The organism is Niallia sp. FSL W8-0635, from assembly GCF_038007965.1.
GTDB lineage: Bacteria > Bacillota > Bacilli > Bacillales > Cytobacillaceae > Niallia.
On sequence record NZ_JBBOYD010000001.1, the window covers coordinates 485102 to 501801 of the forward strand.

A 16700-nucleotide genomic window follows, 5' to 3' on the forward strand; every position below is an offset into this window, starting at 1 on the left:
TAGAAGTAACCAAGATAAACCGAGTAATCGCCATCTTAGATTCTCTATTTTAGAGAATTACTTCTTTGAAAAGTAATCGTATTAATCGAATGCTTATTCGAAGATTTGAGAGCAAAGAGAAGCAAGTAGGTCAAGGAAGCGACCGAGCGAGCACCGGAGCGTACGCTAGTACGTGAGGAGCAGAGTGAGAGAGCTGACGAAGAGATACGCCGCTTATCTTTGGTCGAAACTAAGTTAAGTTAGAAAGGGCGCACGGTGGATGCCTTGGCACTAGGAGCCGATGAAGGACGGGATTAACACCGATATGCTTTGGGGAGCTGTAAGTAAGCTTTGATCCAGAGATTTCCGAATGGGGAAACCCTCTATCCGTAATGGGATAGAATCTTTACCTGAATACATAGGGTACTGAAGGCAGACCCGGGGAACTGAAACATCTAAGTACCCGGAGGAAGAGAAAGCAAACGCGATTCCCTGAGTAGCGGCGAGCGAAACGGGATTAGCCCAAACCAAGAGGCTTGCCTCTTGGGGTTGTAGGACACTCTATATGGAGTTACAAAGGAACGGGGTAGACGAATCGATCTGGAAAGGTCAGTCGTAGAAGGTAAAAACCCTGTAGTCGAAACTTCGTTCCCTCTTGAGTGTATCCTGAGTACGGCGGGACACGAGAAATCCCGTCGGAAGCAGGGAGGACCATCTCCCAAGGCTAAATACTCCCTAGTGACCGATAGTGAACCAGTACCGTGAGGGAAAGGTGAAAAGCACCCCGGAAGGGGAGTGAAATAGATCCTGAAACCGTGTGCCTACAAGTAGTTAGAGCCCTTTTATGGGTGATAGCGTGCCTTTTGTAGAATGAACCGGCGAGTTACGATTACATGCGAGGTTAAGTTGATAAGACGGAGCCGCAGCGAAAGCGAGTCTGAATAGGGCGAAATAGTATGTGGTTGTAGACCCGAAACCAGGTGATCTACCCATGTCCAGGGTGAAGTCCAGGTAACACTGGATGGAGGCCCGAACCCACGCACGTTGAAAAGTGCGGGGATGAGGTGTGGGTAGCGGAGAAATTCCAATCGAACTTGGAGATAGCTGGTTCTCTCCGAAATAGCTTTAGGGCTAGCCTCAAGATTTAGAGTATTGGAGGTAGAGCACTGTTTGGACTAGGGGCCCCCATCGGGTTACCGAATTCAGACAAACTCCGAATGCCAAATACTTATTCTTGGGAGTCAGACTACGAGTGATAAGATCCGTGGTCAAGAGGGAAACAGCCCAGACCACCAGCTAAGGTCCCAAAGTATACGTTAAGTGGAAAAGGATGTGGAGTTGCTTAGACAACCAGGATGTTGGCTTAGAAGCAGCCACCATTTAAAGAGTGCGTAATAGCTCACTGGTCGAGTGACTCTGCGCCGAAAATGTACCGGGGCTAAACGTATCACCGAAGCTGTGGATTGACATCTATGATGTCAGTGGTAGGAGAGCGTTCTAAGGGCGTTGAAGCTAGACCGTAAGGACTGGTGGAGCGCTTAGAAGTGAGAATGCCGGTATGAGTAGCGAAAGATGAGTGAGAATCTCATCCACCGAATGCCTAAGGTTTCCTGAGGAAGGCTCGTCCGCTCAGGGTTAGTCGGGACCTAAGCCGAGGCTGAAAAGCGTAGGCGATGGACAACAGGTTGATATTCCTGTACCACCTTTAAATCGTTTGAGCAATGGGGGGACGCAGGAGGATAGGGTAAGCGTGCTGTTGGATTAGCACGTCCAAGCAGTTAGGCCGGTAATGAGGCAAATCCCATTACCATACGGCGGAGCTGTGACGGCGAGGGAAATATAGTACCGAAGTTCCTGATTCCACACTGCCAAGAAAAGCCTCTAGCGAGATTTATGGTGCCCGTACCGCAAACCGACACAGGTAGGCGAGGAGAGAATCCTAAGGTGAGCGAGAGAACTCTCGTTAAGGAACTCGGCAAAATGACCCCGTAACTTCGGGAGAAGGGGTGCTCTTTTGGGTGTTAAAGCCCGAGAGAGCCGCAGTGAATAGGCCCAGGCGACTGTTTAGCAAAAACACAGGTCTCTGCGAAGCCGCAAGGCGAAGTATAGGGGCTGACACCTGCCCGGTGCTGGAAGGTTAAGAGGAGGGGTTAGCGTTCGCGCGAAGCTCTGAATTGAAGCCCCAGTAAACGGCGGCCGTAACTATAACGGTCCTAAGGTAGCGAAATTCCTTGTCGGGTAAGTTCCGACCCGCACGAAAGGTGTAACGATCTGGGCACTGTCTCAACGAGAGACTCGGTGAAATTATAGTACCTGTGAAGATGCAGGTTACCCGCGACAGGACGGAAAGACCCCGTGGAGCTTTACTGCAGCCTGATATTGAATTTTGGTACAGCTTGTACAGGATAGGTAGGAGCCTTGGAAGCCGGAGCGCCAGCTTCGGTGGAGGCATTGGTGGGATACTACCCTGGCTGTATTGACATTCTAACCCGCACCCCTTATCGGGGTGGGAGACAGTGTCAGGTGGGCAGTTTGACTGGGGCGGTCGCCTCCTAAAAAGTAACGGAGGCGCCCAAAGGTTCCCTCAGAATGGTTGGAAATCATTCGTAGAGTGTAAAGGCACAAGGGAGCTTGACTGCGAGACCTACAAGTCGAGCAGGGACGAAAGTCGGGCTTAGTGATCCGGTGGTTCCGCATGGAAGGGCCATCGCTCAACGGATAAAAGCTACCCCGGGGATAACAGGCTTATCTCCCCCAAGAGTCCACATCGACGGGGAGGTTTGGCACCTCGATGTCGGCTCATCGCATCCTGGGGCTGTAGTCGGTCCCAAGGGTTGGGCTGTTCGCCCATTAAAGCGGTACGCGAGCTGGGTTCAGAACGTCGTGAGACAGTTCGGTCCCTATCCGTCGTGGGCGTAGGAAATTTGAGAGGAGCTGTCCTTAGTACGAGAGGACCGGGATGGACGCACCGCTGGTGTACCAGTTGTCTTGCCAAAGGCATCGCTGGGTAGCTATGTGCGGAAGGGATAAGTGCTGAAAGCATCTAAGCATGAAGCCCCCCTCAAGATGAGATTTCCCATAGCGTAAGCTAGTAAGATCCCTGAAAGATGATCAGGTTGATAGGTCAGAGGTGGAAGCGTGGCGACATGTGGAGCTGACTGATACTAATAGATCGAGGACTTAACTAAAAAATCTTAGCGCAAGCTAAGTAAGATTACTTGGCAAAATGGTTTACTTCTAAAATGATTTAGTTTTGAGAGAACAATTCTCTAACTAAATAAGTCTGGTGGCGATAGCGAGAAGGTCACACCCGTTCCCATACCGAACACGGAAGTTAAGCTTCTCAGCGCCGATGGTAGTTGGGGGTTCTCCCCCTGTGAGAGTAGGACGTCGCCAGGCAAATTGAAAAAACCTAAAGGTAATTAAGCCTTTAGGTTTTTTTGTGTGGAAAAAGTAGTATTTCGTAATATTATATTTCCTTAGTATCGTTACACTTTGTTGCGACAGAAACAAAATCTGGGTATACTGAATATAAATCAGGGAGGATTTATCATGGATAAAAGACAGCAGTTAATGAGCGAGCTTATGGATTTATGCAATGAAATAATTTGGCTTAATAAACCGGAACTTGAATCGGCCCTAAATGGATATACATTGAATGAAATAGAATTAATCGAAAATATCGCCCTAATCCCAAATGCAAATGTGACAAAACTTGCAGCTGCAAGTTATATGACTCGAGGCGCAATAAGTAAGCTCACCAAGAAGCTTCTAGCTAAAAATATTATTGAGAGTTATCAAAATGCTGAAAATAAAAAAGAAATATATTTTCGGTTAACAGCTAATGGGCAGAAAATAAATAATATCCATCAAGAATTACATGGGCTGTTTCTTAAACGTGACAAAGAAGTATTTAAAAATATGACTGATGATGAATTTGATACTATTTTTCGTTTCATTGGTCGATACAGGTATCATTTGAAAAATATCACGAGATAAAGTGGTATTTTTTTATTTTTGTTTATTGTTGACGAGGAAACAATAATAGGGTAAACTTTTTTTGTTGACAAAGAAACAAAAAAGGGGAAATAGTATGAAGACTTCAATCAATAAACATGCACTAACATTTGGGTTTATCTCAGTCTTTTTAACTGGTATGGGATTGACTATTGTAATCCCCGTTTTACCTTTTTTAGTAAAATCTTATACCAGTAATCCAAGCGCTCAGGCTACGGCGGTAACATTGCTTTCTTCTATCTACGCACTTTCTGTATTCTTGGCAGCACCGGTCTTAGGAGCATTAAGTGATAGATATGGCCGTCGTCCTGTTTTAATTATTAGTCTGCTCGGTTCTGCTCTAGGCTATTTTGTATTTGGCCTTGGAGGGGCGCTTTGGGTCCTTTTTATTGGACGAATCATAGAAGGTTTAACTGGGGGGGAAATATCAGCAATTTTTGCTTACTTTGCTGATATCACTCCTTCTAATGAACGCACTAAATACTTTGGTTGGATTAGTGCGGTTGTCGGGGTTGGGACTACTCTCGGTCCTGCAATCGGTGGGGTACTTGCGAATTTCGGGAATAGTGTACCTATGTATGCGGGCGCCGTAATTACATTATTCAATGCTATATATGGATATTTCTTTATGCCTGAAAGTCTTGAAAAGTCTAGACGCTCTTCTAGTATTTCTCCTAAATATCTTAATCCGTTTATACAACTATCAAATGTTTTTTCTTTTAAATTTGTTAAATGGCTCATGATTGCTGGATTCTTAATTTGGATTCCTAATGGATCATTACAAGCTATTTTCTCTCAATTTTCAATAGATACATTCGCGTGGCGGGCGTTGCTTGTCGGGTTGGTATTTTCAATAATAGGGGTGCTTGACATCTTCTCTCAAGCAATTATTATGCCAAGGTTACTTAAATATTTATCAGATGAAAAAATTGCACTTTTAGGTATGATAAGTGAAATGATAGGTTTTAGTTTTATTGCTGTTTCAGCATTCAATGCGTATTATCCAGTCTTTATCGTAGGAATGATTTTCTTTGGACTCGGAGATTCTATCTTTGGTCCAGCATTTAATGGCATGCTTTCAAAATCCGTTGACCTTAACGAACAGGGACGTATCCTAGGTGGTTCTCAAAGTATTCAATCGCTAGCTCGATTCATTGGACCGATTATTGGTGGACAGTTGTATGGAAGAGTTAGCCATTCTACTCCAGCTATCATGGGTGTGATATTAATTGGAGTTGCCGCTCTTGTTTTTTCAAAGCAGCATTGGTGGTTCCGCTATAAATAACTTTTAGTATTATCCTATAACGGATAATAGGAAATAATAATGCTTCAGCTAGTCTTCGATTAATTTTGAGATGTATACACATTGAATGAATAACTAACAGTTTAGCGATAAAACAGGGGGAGTGGGAGGAGAAAGATCTATCTATGGATTATATTCTATATAAACCCATAAGCATCTATTTGTTAGATGCTTATGGGTAGAATTGGTATAAGTAGTTCTTTTGGGGTAGCATAATCTTTTCTTATTTTTTAAATAGGGTGACCTTATTAGAAACGCTCCAATCGTTTAAATGTGTATACTGCTAGTGCTAAAAAAATTACTGATAATCCGATAGTTGTAAAAACAGGTAGAAGGAATGGGTCGAGACTTTGGTTGTTCATTAAAATGTTTGTTGCTTCATTTCGGAGTGTAGCAGGACTCCATTTCATATATTTGGATATAAGCCCAGTAAGTAATGAGAGTGTAGCTAGGAATGTTAAGCTTACGCCCGCGATACCGCCAGTATTTCTTAAGAGTGTTCCTATCCAAATTGTGAAAGTGAGAATAAAAATAATCCATAGGCTATATATTAGGAAGCTAGTGAGTACATCCATCCAACGAACAGGTGAAAACAGTAAATTAGTATAGTACCAAGTCAAAACATAGCTTAAAAACAGAGAAGATAATGCGATGATAACTTGACTTGACCATTTACTGGCTATGTATTGAAAGGCAGAAATAGGACGTGCCATAATAAGGGTAAGCACATTATTTTGCCGTTCATGAGAAATAATTCCCATCGTGGCTAGGACGAATAAAAGAGTACCAATTGTTCCATATTGAGATAAAGTAGCTGCGAGCACTTCTGCCCCTGTAGGAACTGGGAATTCAATCTTCGCTCCCTCGGGCAGGTTTCCAGCTTTTTCAATAATTTGTGGCATATAGTAAGTTGAAATTGGTTGGGAGACGCCTAAAATCATCATTACAACTGGAAGCCAGATCCATTTCCCGTTTCTTTTACTTTCTAGCATTTCTTTTTGAAATAAAGTTAAAAAGTTTTTCATATGTCTACCACCTTCATATAGGCATCCTCTAAAGAATCCTCCATAACTTCAAATCGTTGTATTGTGTATCCTCTGCTTATTAGGGCAGTTAATAAATCATTTGTTTGTAAAGAAGGTGTAATTTCTAAAATGGTTGCATTATTATCAGTCGTAAAGTGAATGGCTTCCGGTTTTATTAATTCTTCTAATGCATTCTTTATAGGTTCTATTGTTTCAATATGGATAGCTGTATGCGAAAAGGCTTTTTTTAAGTCAATTAAAGAACCCTCCCACTTTATTTCTCCTTCCTTTAACATAAGAACTTCATCGCAAACTTGTTCTGCATCATGAAGGACATGTGTGGAAAAAAGGATTGTCATCCTTTCCAGCTTGTAGAAAAACCCCCTATTTTTAAAAGTATGATTTTGAAAAAGGGGGTTTTTGATGTTTTAATTGATTTTGACCACGACATTTGGTTTGCAAGATATTATCAAACCACTATATGTTGTATAGTGAAATTGTGAAAAAAGCTGTCGAGACTTTCTCGACAGCCTGAAAAGGATTGTCATCCTTTCTTTTAATTTTTCCATAAGTATTAAAACTTCCCTTCTCCCTGTAGGGTCTAAGGCGGAAACTGGTTCGTCTAGGATCAATAGTTCTGGCTGATGTAAAATAGCTTGTGCTAATCCGAGCCGTTGCTTCATTCCGCCAGAAAAACCTCCGATCTTTCGGTTCTTTACCTCTGTTAGCCCAACGAATGAAAGGCTGTTATTAATGTATTCTTTTAAACATTGTTTAGGAACACCTGATAGTTTTCCAGCGAAATACAGAAATTCCACGGGAGTCATCCAATTAAAAAAAGTGGGATGTTGGGGCATAAAACCAATATGTTTACGATAATCCTTTTCTCCGTTATAAGATATAGAGCCTTTTGTCGGGGATAGCAAACCCGCAAGCATATGAAGCGTGGTTGTCTTACCAGCTCCATTTGGCCCTAATAGTGCTGTGCAACGACCTTTTTTAATGTGAAAAGTGATTCCTTTAATCGCTTGATGGTCATTAAAACGCTTTTGTAATTGATTCACTTGTACGAACATCTTAATGCCTCCTTAAGTATTTTTTCTTCCTATTACAAAATATAAAATGGATCCGAATAAACTAACGATTAGGATAAGTAGAATCCATAACCATTTTGGTCCGTTTGTTTCTTCTTGCTTGATGCAGCTAATGAGAGCAGTGAGCATTAATATGAATTGGAGAATAAGGACGGGAGCTATTAATGACCAGTTTACTTGTAATAATTCTTCCAAAGTTATTTCTCCTTTCGTACTTTTCTTTTTTTAGGCAAGATAATAAGTAGGAAGTAAAGAATTGATGGAAGTGGAAGCGAAATCAATCCCCAAATTCCCCAAAACCATGCAATGCTTGCATTTTTTTTCGCATGAATAAACAGAAAAGTTCCCTGTGCTAACAGAGCGAGGATAAGTAGAAATAATAAATAAGGATAAATTTCTGTCATCAAATATCTCCCCTTCTTGTTTTCGCATTAATATAAGGTAGATTATAGGAGCAACTATAATAGATACCACCTCCATAATGACTATAGTATGAAGGGCTAGGAATGCGATAAATGATAAACTGCTAAGTAAAAGGATGCTGTTATTATAAACAGCTTTAATTCTTTATAGAAAGCTTTTTTCCTTTTCTGTTGGTAGTTTTGCAACTGTTCTTTTAGGAAAAATGAAGAAGATTCCTTACTGATAGGAAGGTTTTCAAGATGATTCCAATTCTTCTGCAGATCCTCAATTAGCTTATCTGTCTGATCTTGATCATTAGTCATGGACTGTCCACTCCTTTCTAAGTTTCATGATGCCGCTGTGAACTCGAGATTTAACTGTTCCTGTTTTTATATGAAGTAGTTTACCAATTTCTTCATATGTGTAGCCGTAATAGTGATGAAGAAGGATGGGTATTCGAAACTCTGCTTCTAAATTATTGAAATCAGTAAATGTGTCACTCCATTCTATCCCTTTGGAATTCGCTTTCCATGTTAGTTGTCGTGATAAAGCTATTTTTGTTTGATTTATCCAATTGACTTCCCGTTTCTTTTTTCGAAGTTGGTCGATATATAGTCGTGAAGCAATAGAAATCATCCAGGTTGAGAACTTACTGTCTCCCTTAAAAGAGTTAAGGTTTTCGTAGCATTTAAGCATGGTATCCTGTGTAAGATCTGAACTTATTTCTTCATTTAAAGTAAGTTTTAGTAAATATTTATATAGGAATGAATAGTGTAATTGAAATAAATCTATGAAGGCATCTTCATTTCCTTCCTTTGCAAGTTTAATAAGTCTTTTCTCGTTGTCCAAAGTTAAATCGATGCCTCCTTTCTTTTTCAAATCATAAGCCGGTTAATCTCAGTAAATCGTTCATTAAATATAAATAATTTTTTAAGGCTACATTTATTTTACGATAATGCCTCCTTAAATTAGAGAAAGTGAGGTGTACTCAATAATAGGATGTATGTTAAACTTCTATTAAATTTATGTAATTCTGAACTTTTTTGAAAAAAATTGGTGTTCATAGACTTTTTAGGTGTTGGAAAATACAGAGATACGGTCAAAAATCGGAATGTAGTTAAATATATGAGAGAAGTAAGATGAATGATTGAGAGAAGGGTTTACAAAGGAAATTTCAATGATCACAGGTAACCATGATGAAGCGATTCTGGCGCTACTTAAAAGAGAAGAGTATCCTCTCAGTCATACGCGCACCAAAGTACATCATCAATGGATCATAGATAAAATGAATAAATCCTATATTCCTAAGTAAGAAAAGTTACCACGAACTATTGATACAATAATAGAAGGTCATTCGGTTCTATTTACACATTATCATATAAAAGAATCAAAACGAAATAGTTATATTAGCTAAGAACCCTTTAGTGAAATTGTTGAACCGTCATTCAAACCTATTAACGATTTATTTAAAGGGTATAATAAAGAGTTGATCTGTTTTGGACACAATCATCCCGTTCGTTTTTTAAAAAGCAAAAAAACGACTTTTCTAAATCCAGAATCTTTGGGGTGGAATCTTCAAAATAGCTTCATATGCAAATGCAAATATAGATAAGGAGAAAATAGAAATTAGTTTAGAAAAAGTAGTTTATGATAATTCTTTTTTCTTAGAGCCGTATGAGACTTTGAAAGTACCAAATCGTACTTTTATTATTAAAATCTTTCATGGGAATCAAAACAGTAAGAATAGAAGGGGTTATAAGATGCGGTTTAATGAAAGGATTGGTCTGGATATAAGCGATGAACATCATAAGATTCATCGGCGAGTAGCGGTAAGGGCTGTAATAATTGAAAAGCAAAAGGTTTTACTTATGCAAACAAATAAAGGTGACTTTAAATTTCCAGGGGGAGGAGTTGAAGGAAATGAAGGACTGGAAGGAAATGAAGGACTGGAAGAAGCGCTATGGAGGGAGGTAAAAGAAGAAACTGGTTATACTCATTGCACAGTTAAAGAATGTATGGGGAAAGTAATAGAAAATCAAGTAGATCAGGACGATAAGCAAGCATATTTTCAAATGGTATCTCATTATTACATGTGTGAGCTTACGAATAAGGGAAAAGTGGAAAAAGAGTTAGATGCGTATGAGTTTGAACTCGATTTTAAACCTGTATGGATATCCGTGGGTAAGGCTATAGAAGAAAATGAATATGCTGTGTCTCAATTTAATTGCAATCCATGGGTTGCTAGAGAAAATTTGGTTTTGAAGAAAATAAAAGACTTTTTATACTAAAGGAGAAGAGTGGGATGTATGCTGTAATTGCATTATTTGATGCAGTATTAGAACAAAGAATAAAAAGGATATGGGAAGACTTAGAAAGTAATGAAATCTCCTATTATGCGAATGAAGTGGAGGATAGAGTACCTCATATTACACTAGCAAGCTATAAGGAAGTTTCTGTCACAGATTTTATAAAGGAGATGGAAGCATTCTATAAAGATAAGAGAAAAATCCAAGTTGAATTTCAAGCGCTAGGATCTTTTATAAATACAAAAACGTTATTTTACTCCCCAACCGTAACGAAAGAGTTAATGGAGTTACATTCTAATCATCATAGCTATTTTGCTTCGTTTCAAAAAGGTGAAGAGTCGGTATATCTTCCTGGTAAATGGGTTCCGCATTGTACCTTGGCTAATAGACTTTCTGAAGAAAAGCTAAAGGAAGCATATGGACATTGTTTAAACATAAGTGGAAGGTTAGAAGGGGAAATTAACCGAATAGGATTAATTAGAGTAGATAGTTCAAAACATGCTCCAGTTATTTATTCTAAGAGTTTAATAGAATTGTAAAAAAAACGTAAAAAACAGTTGACGATTTGAAATATAATTGTTATTATATAAAAGTTACTTCTAACAGCAACGTAATATGATAATTTAATAGTGAACAGTTATTTCGAAAAAGTTATTGACTTTCGCTTAATAAATATGATATTGTATAAAAGTTGCTTCTGATAGCAACAAACAAATTGCTCTTTGAAAACTGAACAAACAAACGTCAACAATAATTGTTTTATAACTAACGTTATAGAACAAAAAAACAAGTAACAAAAAGCTAGAGTTTAGCATTTGAGCTAATCAACTCTTTATTGGAGAGTTTGATCCTGGCTCAGGACGAACGCTGGCGGCGTGCCTAATACATGCAAGTCGAGCGGACTTTAAAAGCTTGCTTTTAAAGTTAGCGGCGGACGGGTGAGTAACACGTGGGCAACCTGCCTGTAAGACTGGGATAACTTCGGGAAACCGGAGCTAATACCGGATAATCCTTTTCTACTCATGTGGAAAAGCTGAAAGACGGTTTACGCTGTCACTTACAGATGGGCCCGCGGCGCATTAGCTAGTTGGTGAGGTAACGGCTCACCAAGGCAACGATGCGTAGCCGACCTGAGAGGGTGATCGGCCACACTGGGACTGAGACACGGCCCAGACTCCTACGGGAGGCAGCAGTAGGGAATCTTCCGCAATGGACGAAAGTCTGACGGAGCAACGCCGCGTGAGTGATGAAGGTTTTCGGATCGTAAAACTCTGTTGTTAGGGAAGAACAAGTACAAGAGTAACTGCTTGTACCTTGACGGTACCTAACCAGAAAGCCACGGCTAACTACGTGCCAGCAGCCGCGGTAATACGTAGGTGGCAAGCGTTGTCCGGAATTATTGGGCGTAAAGCGCGCGCAGGCGGTCCTTTAAGTCTGATGTGAAAGCCCACGGCTCAACCGTGGAGGGTCATTGGAAACTGGGGGACTTGAGTGCAGAAGAGAAGAGTGGAATTCCACGTGTAGCGGTGAAATGCGTAGAGATGTGGAGGAACACCAGTGGCGAAGGCGACTCTTTGGTCTGTAACTGACGCTGAGGCGCGAAAGCGTGGGGAGCAAACAGGATTAGATACCCTGGTAGTCCACGCCGTAAACGATGAGTGCTAAGTGTTAGAGGGTTTCCGCCCTTTAGTGCTGCAGCAAACGCATTAAGCACTCCGCCTGGGGAGTACGGCCGCAAGGCTGAAACTCAAAGGAATTGACGGGGGCCCGCACAAGCGGTGGAGCATGTGGTTTAATTCGAAGCAACGCGAAGAACCTTACCAGGTCTTGACATCCTCTGACACTCCTAGAGATAGGACGTTCCCCTTCGGGGGACAGAGTGACAGGTGGTGCATGGTTGTCGTCAGCTCGTGTCGTGAGATGTTGGGTTAAGTCCCGCAACGAGCGCAACCCTTGATCTTAGTTGCCAGCATTAAGTTGGGCACTCTAAGGTGACTGCCGGTGACAAACCGGAGGAAGGTGGGGATGACGTCAAATCATCATGCCCCTTATGACCTGGGCTACACACGTGCTACAATGGATGGTACAAAGGGCAGCAAAGCGGCGACGCCGAGCAAATCCCATAAAACCATTCTCAGTTCGGATTGTAGGCTGCAACTCGCCTACATGAAGCTGGAATCGCTAGTAATCGCGGATCAGCATGCCGCGGTGAATACGTTCCCGGGCCTTGTACACACCGCCCGTCACACCACGAGAGTTTGTAACACCCGAAGTCGGTGGGGTAACCGTAAGGAGCCAGCCGCCTAAGGTGGGATAGATGATTGGGGTGAAGTCGTAACAAGGTAGCCGTATCGGAAGGTGCGGCTGGATCACCTCCTTTCTAAGGAAAATGGAATTTACATTCCATCAAAGATTGTTGACGATTTGTTGTTCAGTTTTGAGGGAGCAATTCCTCAAAAGTAGGCTTATAATAAGCCAATTGTTCCTTGAAAACTAGATTATGAATAGTAAAAACAAGAAAGAAACCGAGTAATCGCCATCTTAGATTCTCTATTTTAATAGAAGAATTGAAATAAACTAAGGCTTTTAAGCCAATTAGTTAAGTTAGAAAGGGCGCACGGTGGATGCCTTGGCACTAGGAGCCGATGAAGGACGGGATTAACACCGATATGCTTTGGGGAGCTGTAAGTAAGCTTTGATCCAGAGATTTCCGAATGGGGAAACCCTCTATCCGTAATGGGATAGAATCTTTACCTGAATACATAGGGTACTGAAGGCAGACCCGGGGAACTGAAACATCTAAGTACCCGGAGGAAGAGAAAGCAAACGCGATTCCCTGAGTAGCGGCGAGCGAAACGGGATTAGCCCAAACCAAGAGGCTTGCCTCTTGGGGTTGTAGGACACTCTATATGGAGTTACAAAGGAACGGGGTAGACGAATCGATCTGGAAAGGTCAGTCGTAGAAGGTAAAAACCCTGTAGTCGAAACTTCGTTCCCTCTTGAGTGTATCCTGAGTACGGCGGGACACGAGAAATCCCGTCGGAAGCAGGGAGGACCATCTCCCAAGGCTAAATACTCCCTAGTGACCGATAGTGAACCAGTACCGTGAGGGAAAGGTGAAAAGCACCCCGGAAGGGGAGTGAAATAGATCCTGAAACCGTGTGCCTACAAGTAGTTAGAGCCCTTTTATGGGTGATAGCGTGCCTTTTGTAGAATGAACCGGCGAGTTACGATTACATGCGAGGTTAAGTTGATAAGACGGAGCCGCAGCGAAAGCGAGTCTGAATAGGGCGAAATAGTATGTGGTTGTAGACCCGAAACCAGGTGATCTACCCATGTCCAGGGTGAAGTCCAGGTAACACTGGATGGAGGCCCGAACCCACGCACGTTGAAAAGTGCGGGGATGAGGTGTGGGTAGCGGAGAAATTCCAATCGAACTTGGAGATAGCTGGTTCTCTCCGAAATAGCTTTAGGGCTAGCCTCAAGATTTAGAGTATTGGAGGTAGAGCACTGTTTGGACTAGGGGCCCCCATCGGGTTACCGAATTCAGACAAACTCCGAATGCCAAATACTTATTCTTGGGAGTCAGACTACGAGTGATAAGATCCGTGGTCAAGAGGGAAACAGCCCAGACCACCAGCTAAGGTCCCAAAGTATACGTTAAGTGGAAAAGGATGTGGAGTTGCTTAGACAACCAGGATGTTGGCTTAGAAGCAGCCACCATTTAAAGAGTGCGTAATAGCTCACTGGTCGAGTGACTCTGCGCCGAAAATGTACCGGGGCTAAACGTATCACCGAAGCTGTGGATTGACATCTATGATGTCAGTGGTAGGAGAGCGTTCTAAGGGCGTTGAAGCTAGACCGTAAGGACTGGTGGAGCGCTTAGAAGTGAGAATGCCGGTATGAGTAGCGAAAGATGAGTGAGAATCTCATCCACCGAATGCCTAAGGTTTCCTGAGGAAGGCTCGTCCGCTCAGGGTTAGTCGGGACCTAAGCCGAGGCTGAAAAGCGTAGGCGATGGACAACAGGTTGATATTCCTGTACCACCTTTAAATCGTTTGAGCAATGGGGGGACGCAGGAGGATAGGGTAAGCGTGCTGTTGGATTAGCACGTCCAAGCAGTTAGGCCGGTAATGAGGCAAATCCCATTACCATACGGCGGAGCTGTGACGGCGAGGGAAATATAGTACCGAAGTTCCTGATTCCACACTGCCAAGAAAAGCCTCTAGCGAGATTTATGGTGCCCGTACCGCAAACCGACACAGGTAGGCGAGGAGAGAATCCTAAGGTGAGCGAGAGAACTCTCGTTAAGGAACTCGGCAAAATGACCCCGTAACTTCGGGAGAAGGGGTGCTCTTTTGGGTGTTAAAGCCCGAGAGAGCCGCAGTGAATAGGCCCAGGCGACTGTTTAGCAAAAACACAGGTCTCTGCGAAGCCGCAAGGCGAAGTATAGGGGCTGACACCTGCCCGGTGCTGGAAGGTTAAGAGGAGGGGTTAGCGTTCGCGCGAAGCTCTGAATTGAAGCCCCAGTAAACGGCGGCCGTAACTATAACGGTCCTAAGGTAGCGAAATTCCTTGTCGGGTAAGTTCCGACCCGCACGAAAGGTGTAACGATCTGGGCACTGTCTCAACGAGAGACTCGGTGAAATTATAGTACCTGTGAAGATGCAGGTTACCCGCGACAGGACGGAAAGACCCCGTGGAGCTTTACTGCAGCCTGATATTGAATTTTGGTACAGCTTGTACAGGATAGGTAGGAGCCTTGGAAGCCGGAGCGCCAGCTTCGGTGGAGGCATTGGTGGGATACTACCCTGGCTGTATTGACATTCTAACCCGCACCCCTTATCGGGGTGGGAGACAGTGTCAGGTGGGCAGTTTGACTGGGGCGGTCGCCTCCTAAAAAGTAACGGAGGCGCCCAAAGGTTCCCTCAGAATGGTTGGAAATCATTCGTAGAGTGTAAAGGCACAAGGGAGCTTGACTGCGAGACCTACAAGTCGAGCAGGGACGAAAGTCGGGCTTAGTGATCCGGTGGTTCCGCATGGAAGGGCCATCGCTCAACGGATAAAAGCTACCCCGGGGATAACAGGCTTATCTCCCCCAAGAGTCCACATCGACGGGGAGGTTTGGCACCTCGATGTCGGCTCATCGCATCCTGGGGCTGTAGTCGGTCCCAAGGGTTGGGCTGTTCGCCCATTAAAGCGGTACGCGAGCTGGGTTCAGAACGTCGTGAGACAGTTCGGTCCCTATCCGTCGTGGGCGTAGGAAATTTGAGAGGAGCTGTCCTTAGTACGAGAGGACCGGGATGGACGCACCGCTGGTGTACCAGTTGTCTTGCCAAAGGCATCGCTGGGTAGCTATGTGCGGAAGGGATAAGTGCTGAAAGCATCTAAGCATGAAGCCCCCCTCAAGATGAGATTTCCCATAGCGTAAGCTAGTAAGATCCCTGAAAGATGATCAGGTTGATAGGTCAGAGGTGGAAGCGTGGCGACATGTGGAGCTGACTGATACTAATAGATCGAGGACTTAACTAAAAAAATCTTAGCGTAAGCTAAGTAAGATTACTCATTTCTTATCTTTACTTCATAATCTAGTTTTGAGGGAATAACTCTCAAAAATAAATAGTCTGGTGGCGATAGCGAGAAGGTCACACCCGTTCCCATACCGAACACGGAAGTTAAGCTTCTCAGCGCCGATGGTAGTTGGGGGTTCTCCCCCTGTGAGAGTAGGACGTCGCCAGGCTATTAAAAGACCTAAAAGCAAAAATGCTTTTAGGTCTTTTTTTGTACATTAGATTGACTAAGATCCTCTAAAATAAGTGAAAATAGACAAAATGATATTTTAATAACTAGTAGTTTTGTTATGAAGGACTTCATCAGTTGGAAGTCCTTTTTCACTATTAAAATCAGAGAATAGAGCTAAACTAGGTTTATTAAATAAAATAACATAGGGTAAATTTATGTAGTATAAAATAGGTTACGCCCATTCGGCAGCCCACTTTTTCATCTCCTTTAATACACTATGAAAAGATTCACCCTTTTCTGTAAGAGAGTATTCAACGGTAATCGGAACTGTAGGGATAGCTGTTCGAATAATAATACCTCTCTTTTCTAAATGCTTTAGCGTTGTTGTTAAAGAATTAGGGCTTATCCCCTCGATGGATCTCCGTAATTCATTGAATCGTTTTGTTCCTTCAAATAATTCCCTTAAAACTAGAAATGACCATTTATTCCCGATAATATCAAGTGTTTTTTCAATTGAGCATGGAATTTCCATCCTATCCCTCCTAGTTATAAATTTATAGTTGGTTAAGTATAAGTAACTATGTCATAAAAATTTCACTACTTACATTATTATATTAAGTCTTGTAAAATAGCAATCAAGCAAACCTAGTAGAAATCTCTGGGAATTTCGAAATAGATTTAGTAAGAAAAACTTTGCAATAACAATTTGATATTTTGGAAAGTAGAAGCTAAAAGGAAAGTTATGTTCAATCATTATCTATATTTGTTAGTAGCTATATTGAAAAAATGAAAAGCGAATATTTACAGTCGTTTATTGATTAGTAAAAAGTAG

The 16700-nt window shown here is 42.3% G+C and carries 11 protein-coding genes, 5 rRNA genes and 1 pseudogene; 9 read left to right on the forward strand and 8 right to left on the reverse strand.

What is annotated here, in order from left to right:
- Positions 1-232: 232 nt before the first annotated feature.
- The 4 genes from NYE52_RS02490 to NYE52_RS02505 all read left to right on the forward strand — a co-directional run bounded on the left by NYE52_RS02490 (position 233) and on the right by NYE52_RS02505 (position 5281).
- Positions 233-3167 (forward strand): 23S ribosomal RNA (locus tag NYE52_RS02490).
- Positions 3168-3261: 94 nt separating this feature from the next.
- Positions 3262-3378, forward strand: a 5S ribosomal RNA gene (gene rrf / locus NYE52_RS02495).
- 153 nt (positions 3379-3531) lie between these two features.
- Positions 3532-3978 carry a MarR family transcriptional regulator gene (locus NYE52_RS02500; RefSeq protein WP_341191617.1) on the forward strand — a complete coding sequence of 149 codons (447 nt, stop codon included), beginning with the start codon at positions 3532-3534 and terminating at the stop codon, positions 3976-3978.
- 94 nt (positions 3979-4072) lie between these two features.
- Complete coding sequence (locus NYE52_RS02505) at positions 4073-5281, forward strand: MFS transporter (protein WP_341191618.1); 1209 nt, start codon at positions 4073-4075, stop codon at positions 5279-5281.
- Between the two features lie 266 nt (positions 5282-5547).
- Here the strand turns inward: NYE52_RS02505 and NYE52_RS02510 are convergent, their stop codons facing one another.
- The 7 genes and pseudogenes from NYE52_RS02510 to sigY all read right to left on the reverse strand — a co-directional run bounded on the left by NYE52_RS02510 (position 5548) and on the right by sigY (position 8669).
- Positions 5548-6324, reverse strand: a complete 777-nt coding sequence (locus NYE52_RS02510; protein ID WP_341191619.1) for an ABC transporter permease — start codon at positions 6322-6324, stop codon at positions 5548-5550.
- A complete protein-coding gene (locus NYE52_RS02515) occupies positions 6321-6683 on the reverse strand; it encodes an ATP-binding protein DrrA1-3 family domain-containing protein (protein WP_341191620.1) in 363 nt (120 codons plus the stop codon). The genes NYE52_RS02510 and NYE52_RS02515 overlap by 4 nt, the downstream gene beginning before the upstream one ends.
- Positions 6684-6857: 174 nt before the next feature.
- A pseudogene (locus tag NYE52_RS02520) lies at positions 6858-7400 on the reverse strand (ABC transporter ATP-binding protein); the annotation flags it as partial.
- A gap of 12 nt (positions 7401-7412) precedes the next feature.
- On the reverse strand, positions 7413-7547 hold the full coding sequence (locus NYE52_RS02525; RefSeq protein WP_082169286.1) for a PLD nuclease N-terminal domain-containing protein: 135 nt from the start codon (positions 7545-7547) through the stop codon (positions 7413-7415).
- A gap of 68 nt (positions 7548-7615) precedes the next feature.
- On the reverse strand, positions 7616-7822 hold the full coding sequence (locus NYE52_RS02530) for a transcriptional regulator (RefSeq protein ID WP_341191621.1): 207 nt from the start codon (positions 7820-7822) through the stop codon (positions 7616-7618).
- Positions 7823-7918: 96 nt separating this feature from the next.
- Positions 7919-8143 (reverse strand): DUF5345 family protein, encoded by a 225-nt coding sequence (locus tag NYE52_RS02535; protein ID WP_341191622.1) that lies wholly within the window; start codon positions 8141-8143, stop codon positions 7919-7921.
- Entirely contained in the window at positions 8136-8669 is a 534-nt protein-coding gene (sigY, locus tag NYE52_RS02540; protein ID WP_341191623.1) for an RNA polymerase sigma factor SigY, read from the reverse strand. The genes NYE52_RS02535 and sigY overlap by 8 nt, the downstream gene beginning before the upstream one ends.
- Before the next feature lie 911 nt (positions 8670-9580).
- Between sigY and NYE52_RS02545 the strand changes: the two genes are divergently transcribed.
- From NYE52_RS02545 to rrf (NYE52_RS02565), 5 genes are all read left to right on the forward strand, one after another.
- On the forward strand, positions 9581-10108 hold the full coding sequence (locus NYE52_RS02545) for an NUDIX hydrolase (protein ID WP_341191624.1): 528 nt from the start codon (positions 9581-9583) through the stop codon (positions 10106-10108).
- Positions 10109-10122: 14 nt separating this feature from the next.
- A complete protein-coding gene (locus NYE52_RS02550) occupies positions 10123-10665 on the forward strand; it encodes a 2'-5' RNA ligase family protein (protein WP_341191625.1) in 543 nt (180 codons plus the stop codon).
- A 293-nt stretch (positions 10666-10958) separates the two neighbouring features.
- Positions 10959-12506: ribosomal RNA gene (locus tag NYE52_RS02555) — 16S ribosomal RNA — on the forward strand.
- Positions 12507-12723: 217 nt separating this feature from the next.
- Positions 12724-15658: ribosomal RNA gene (locus tag NYE52_RS02560) — 23S ribosomal RNA — on the forward strand.
- A 91-nt stretch (positions 15659-15749) separates the two neighbouring features.
- Positions 15750-15866: ribosomal RNA gene (rrf, locus tag NYE52_RS02565) — 5S ribosomal RNA — on the forward strand.
- The 16S, 23S and 5S rRNA genes sit together here, the layout of an rRNA operon.
- A gap of 234 nt (positions 15867-16100) precedes the next feature.
- Here the strand turns inward: rrf (NYE52_RS02565) and NYE52_RS02570 are convergent.
- Positions 16101-16400, reverse strand: a complete 300-nt coding sequence (locus NYE52_RS02570; protein ID WP_341191626.1) for a winged helix-turn-helix transcriptional regulator — start codon at positions 16398-16400, stop codon at positions 16101-16103.
- Positions 16401-16700: the final 300 nt, after the last annotated feature.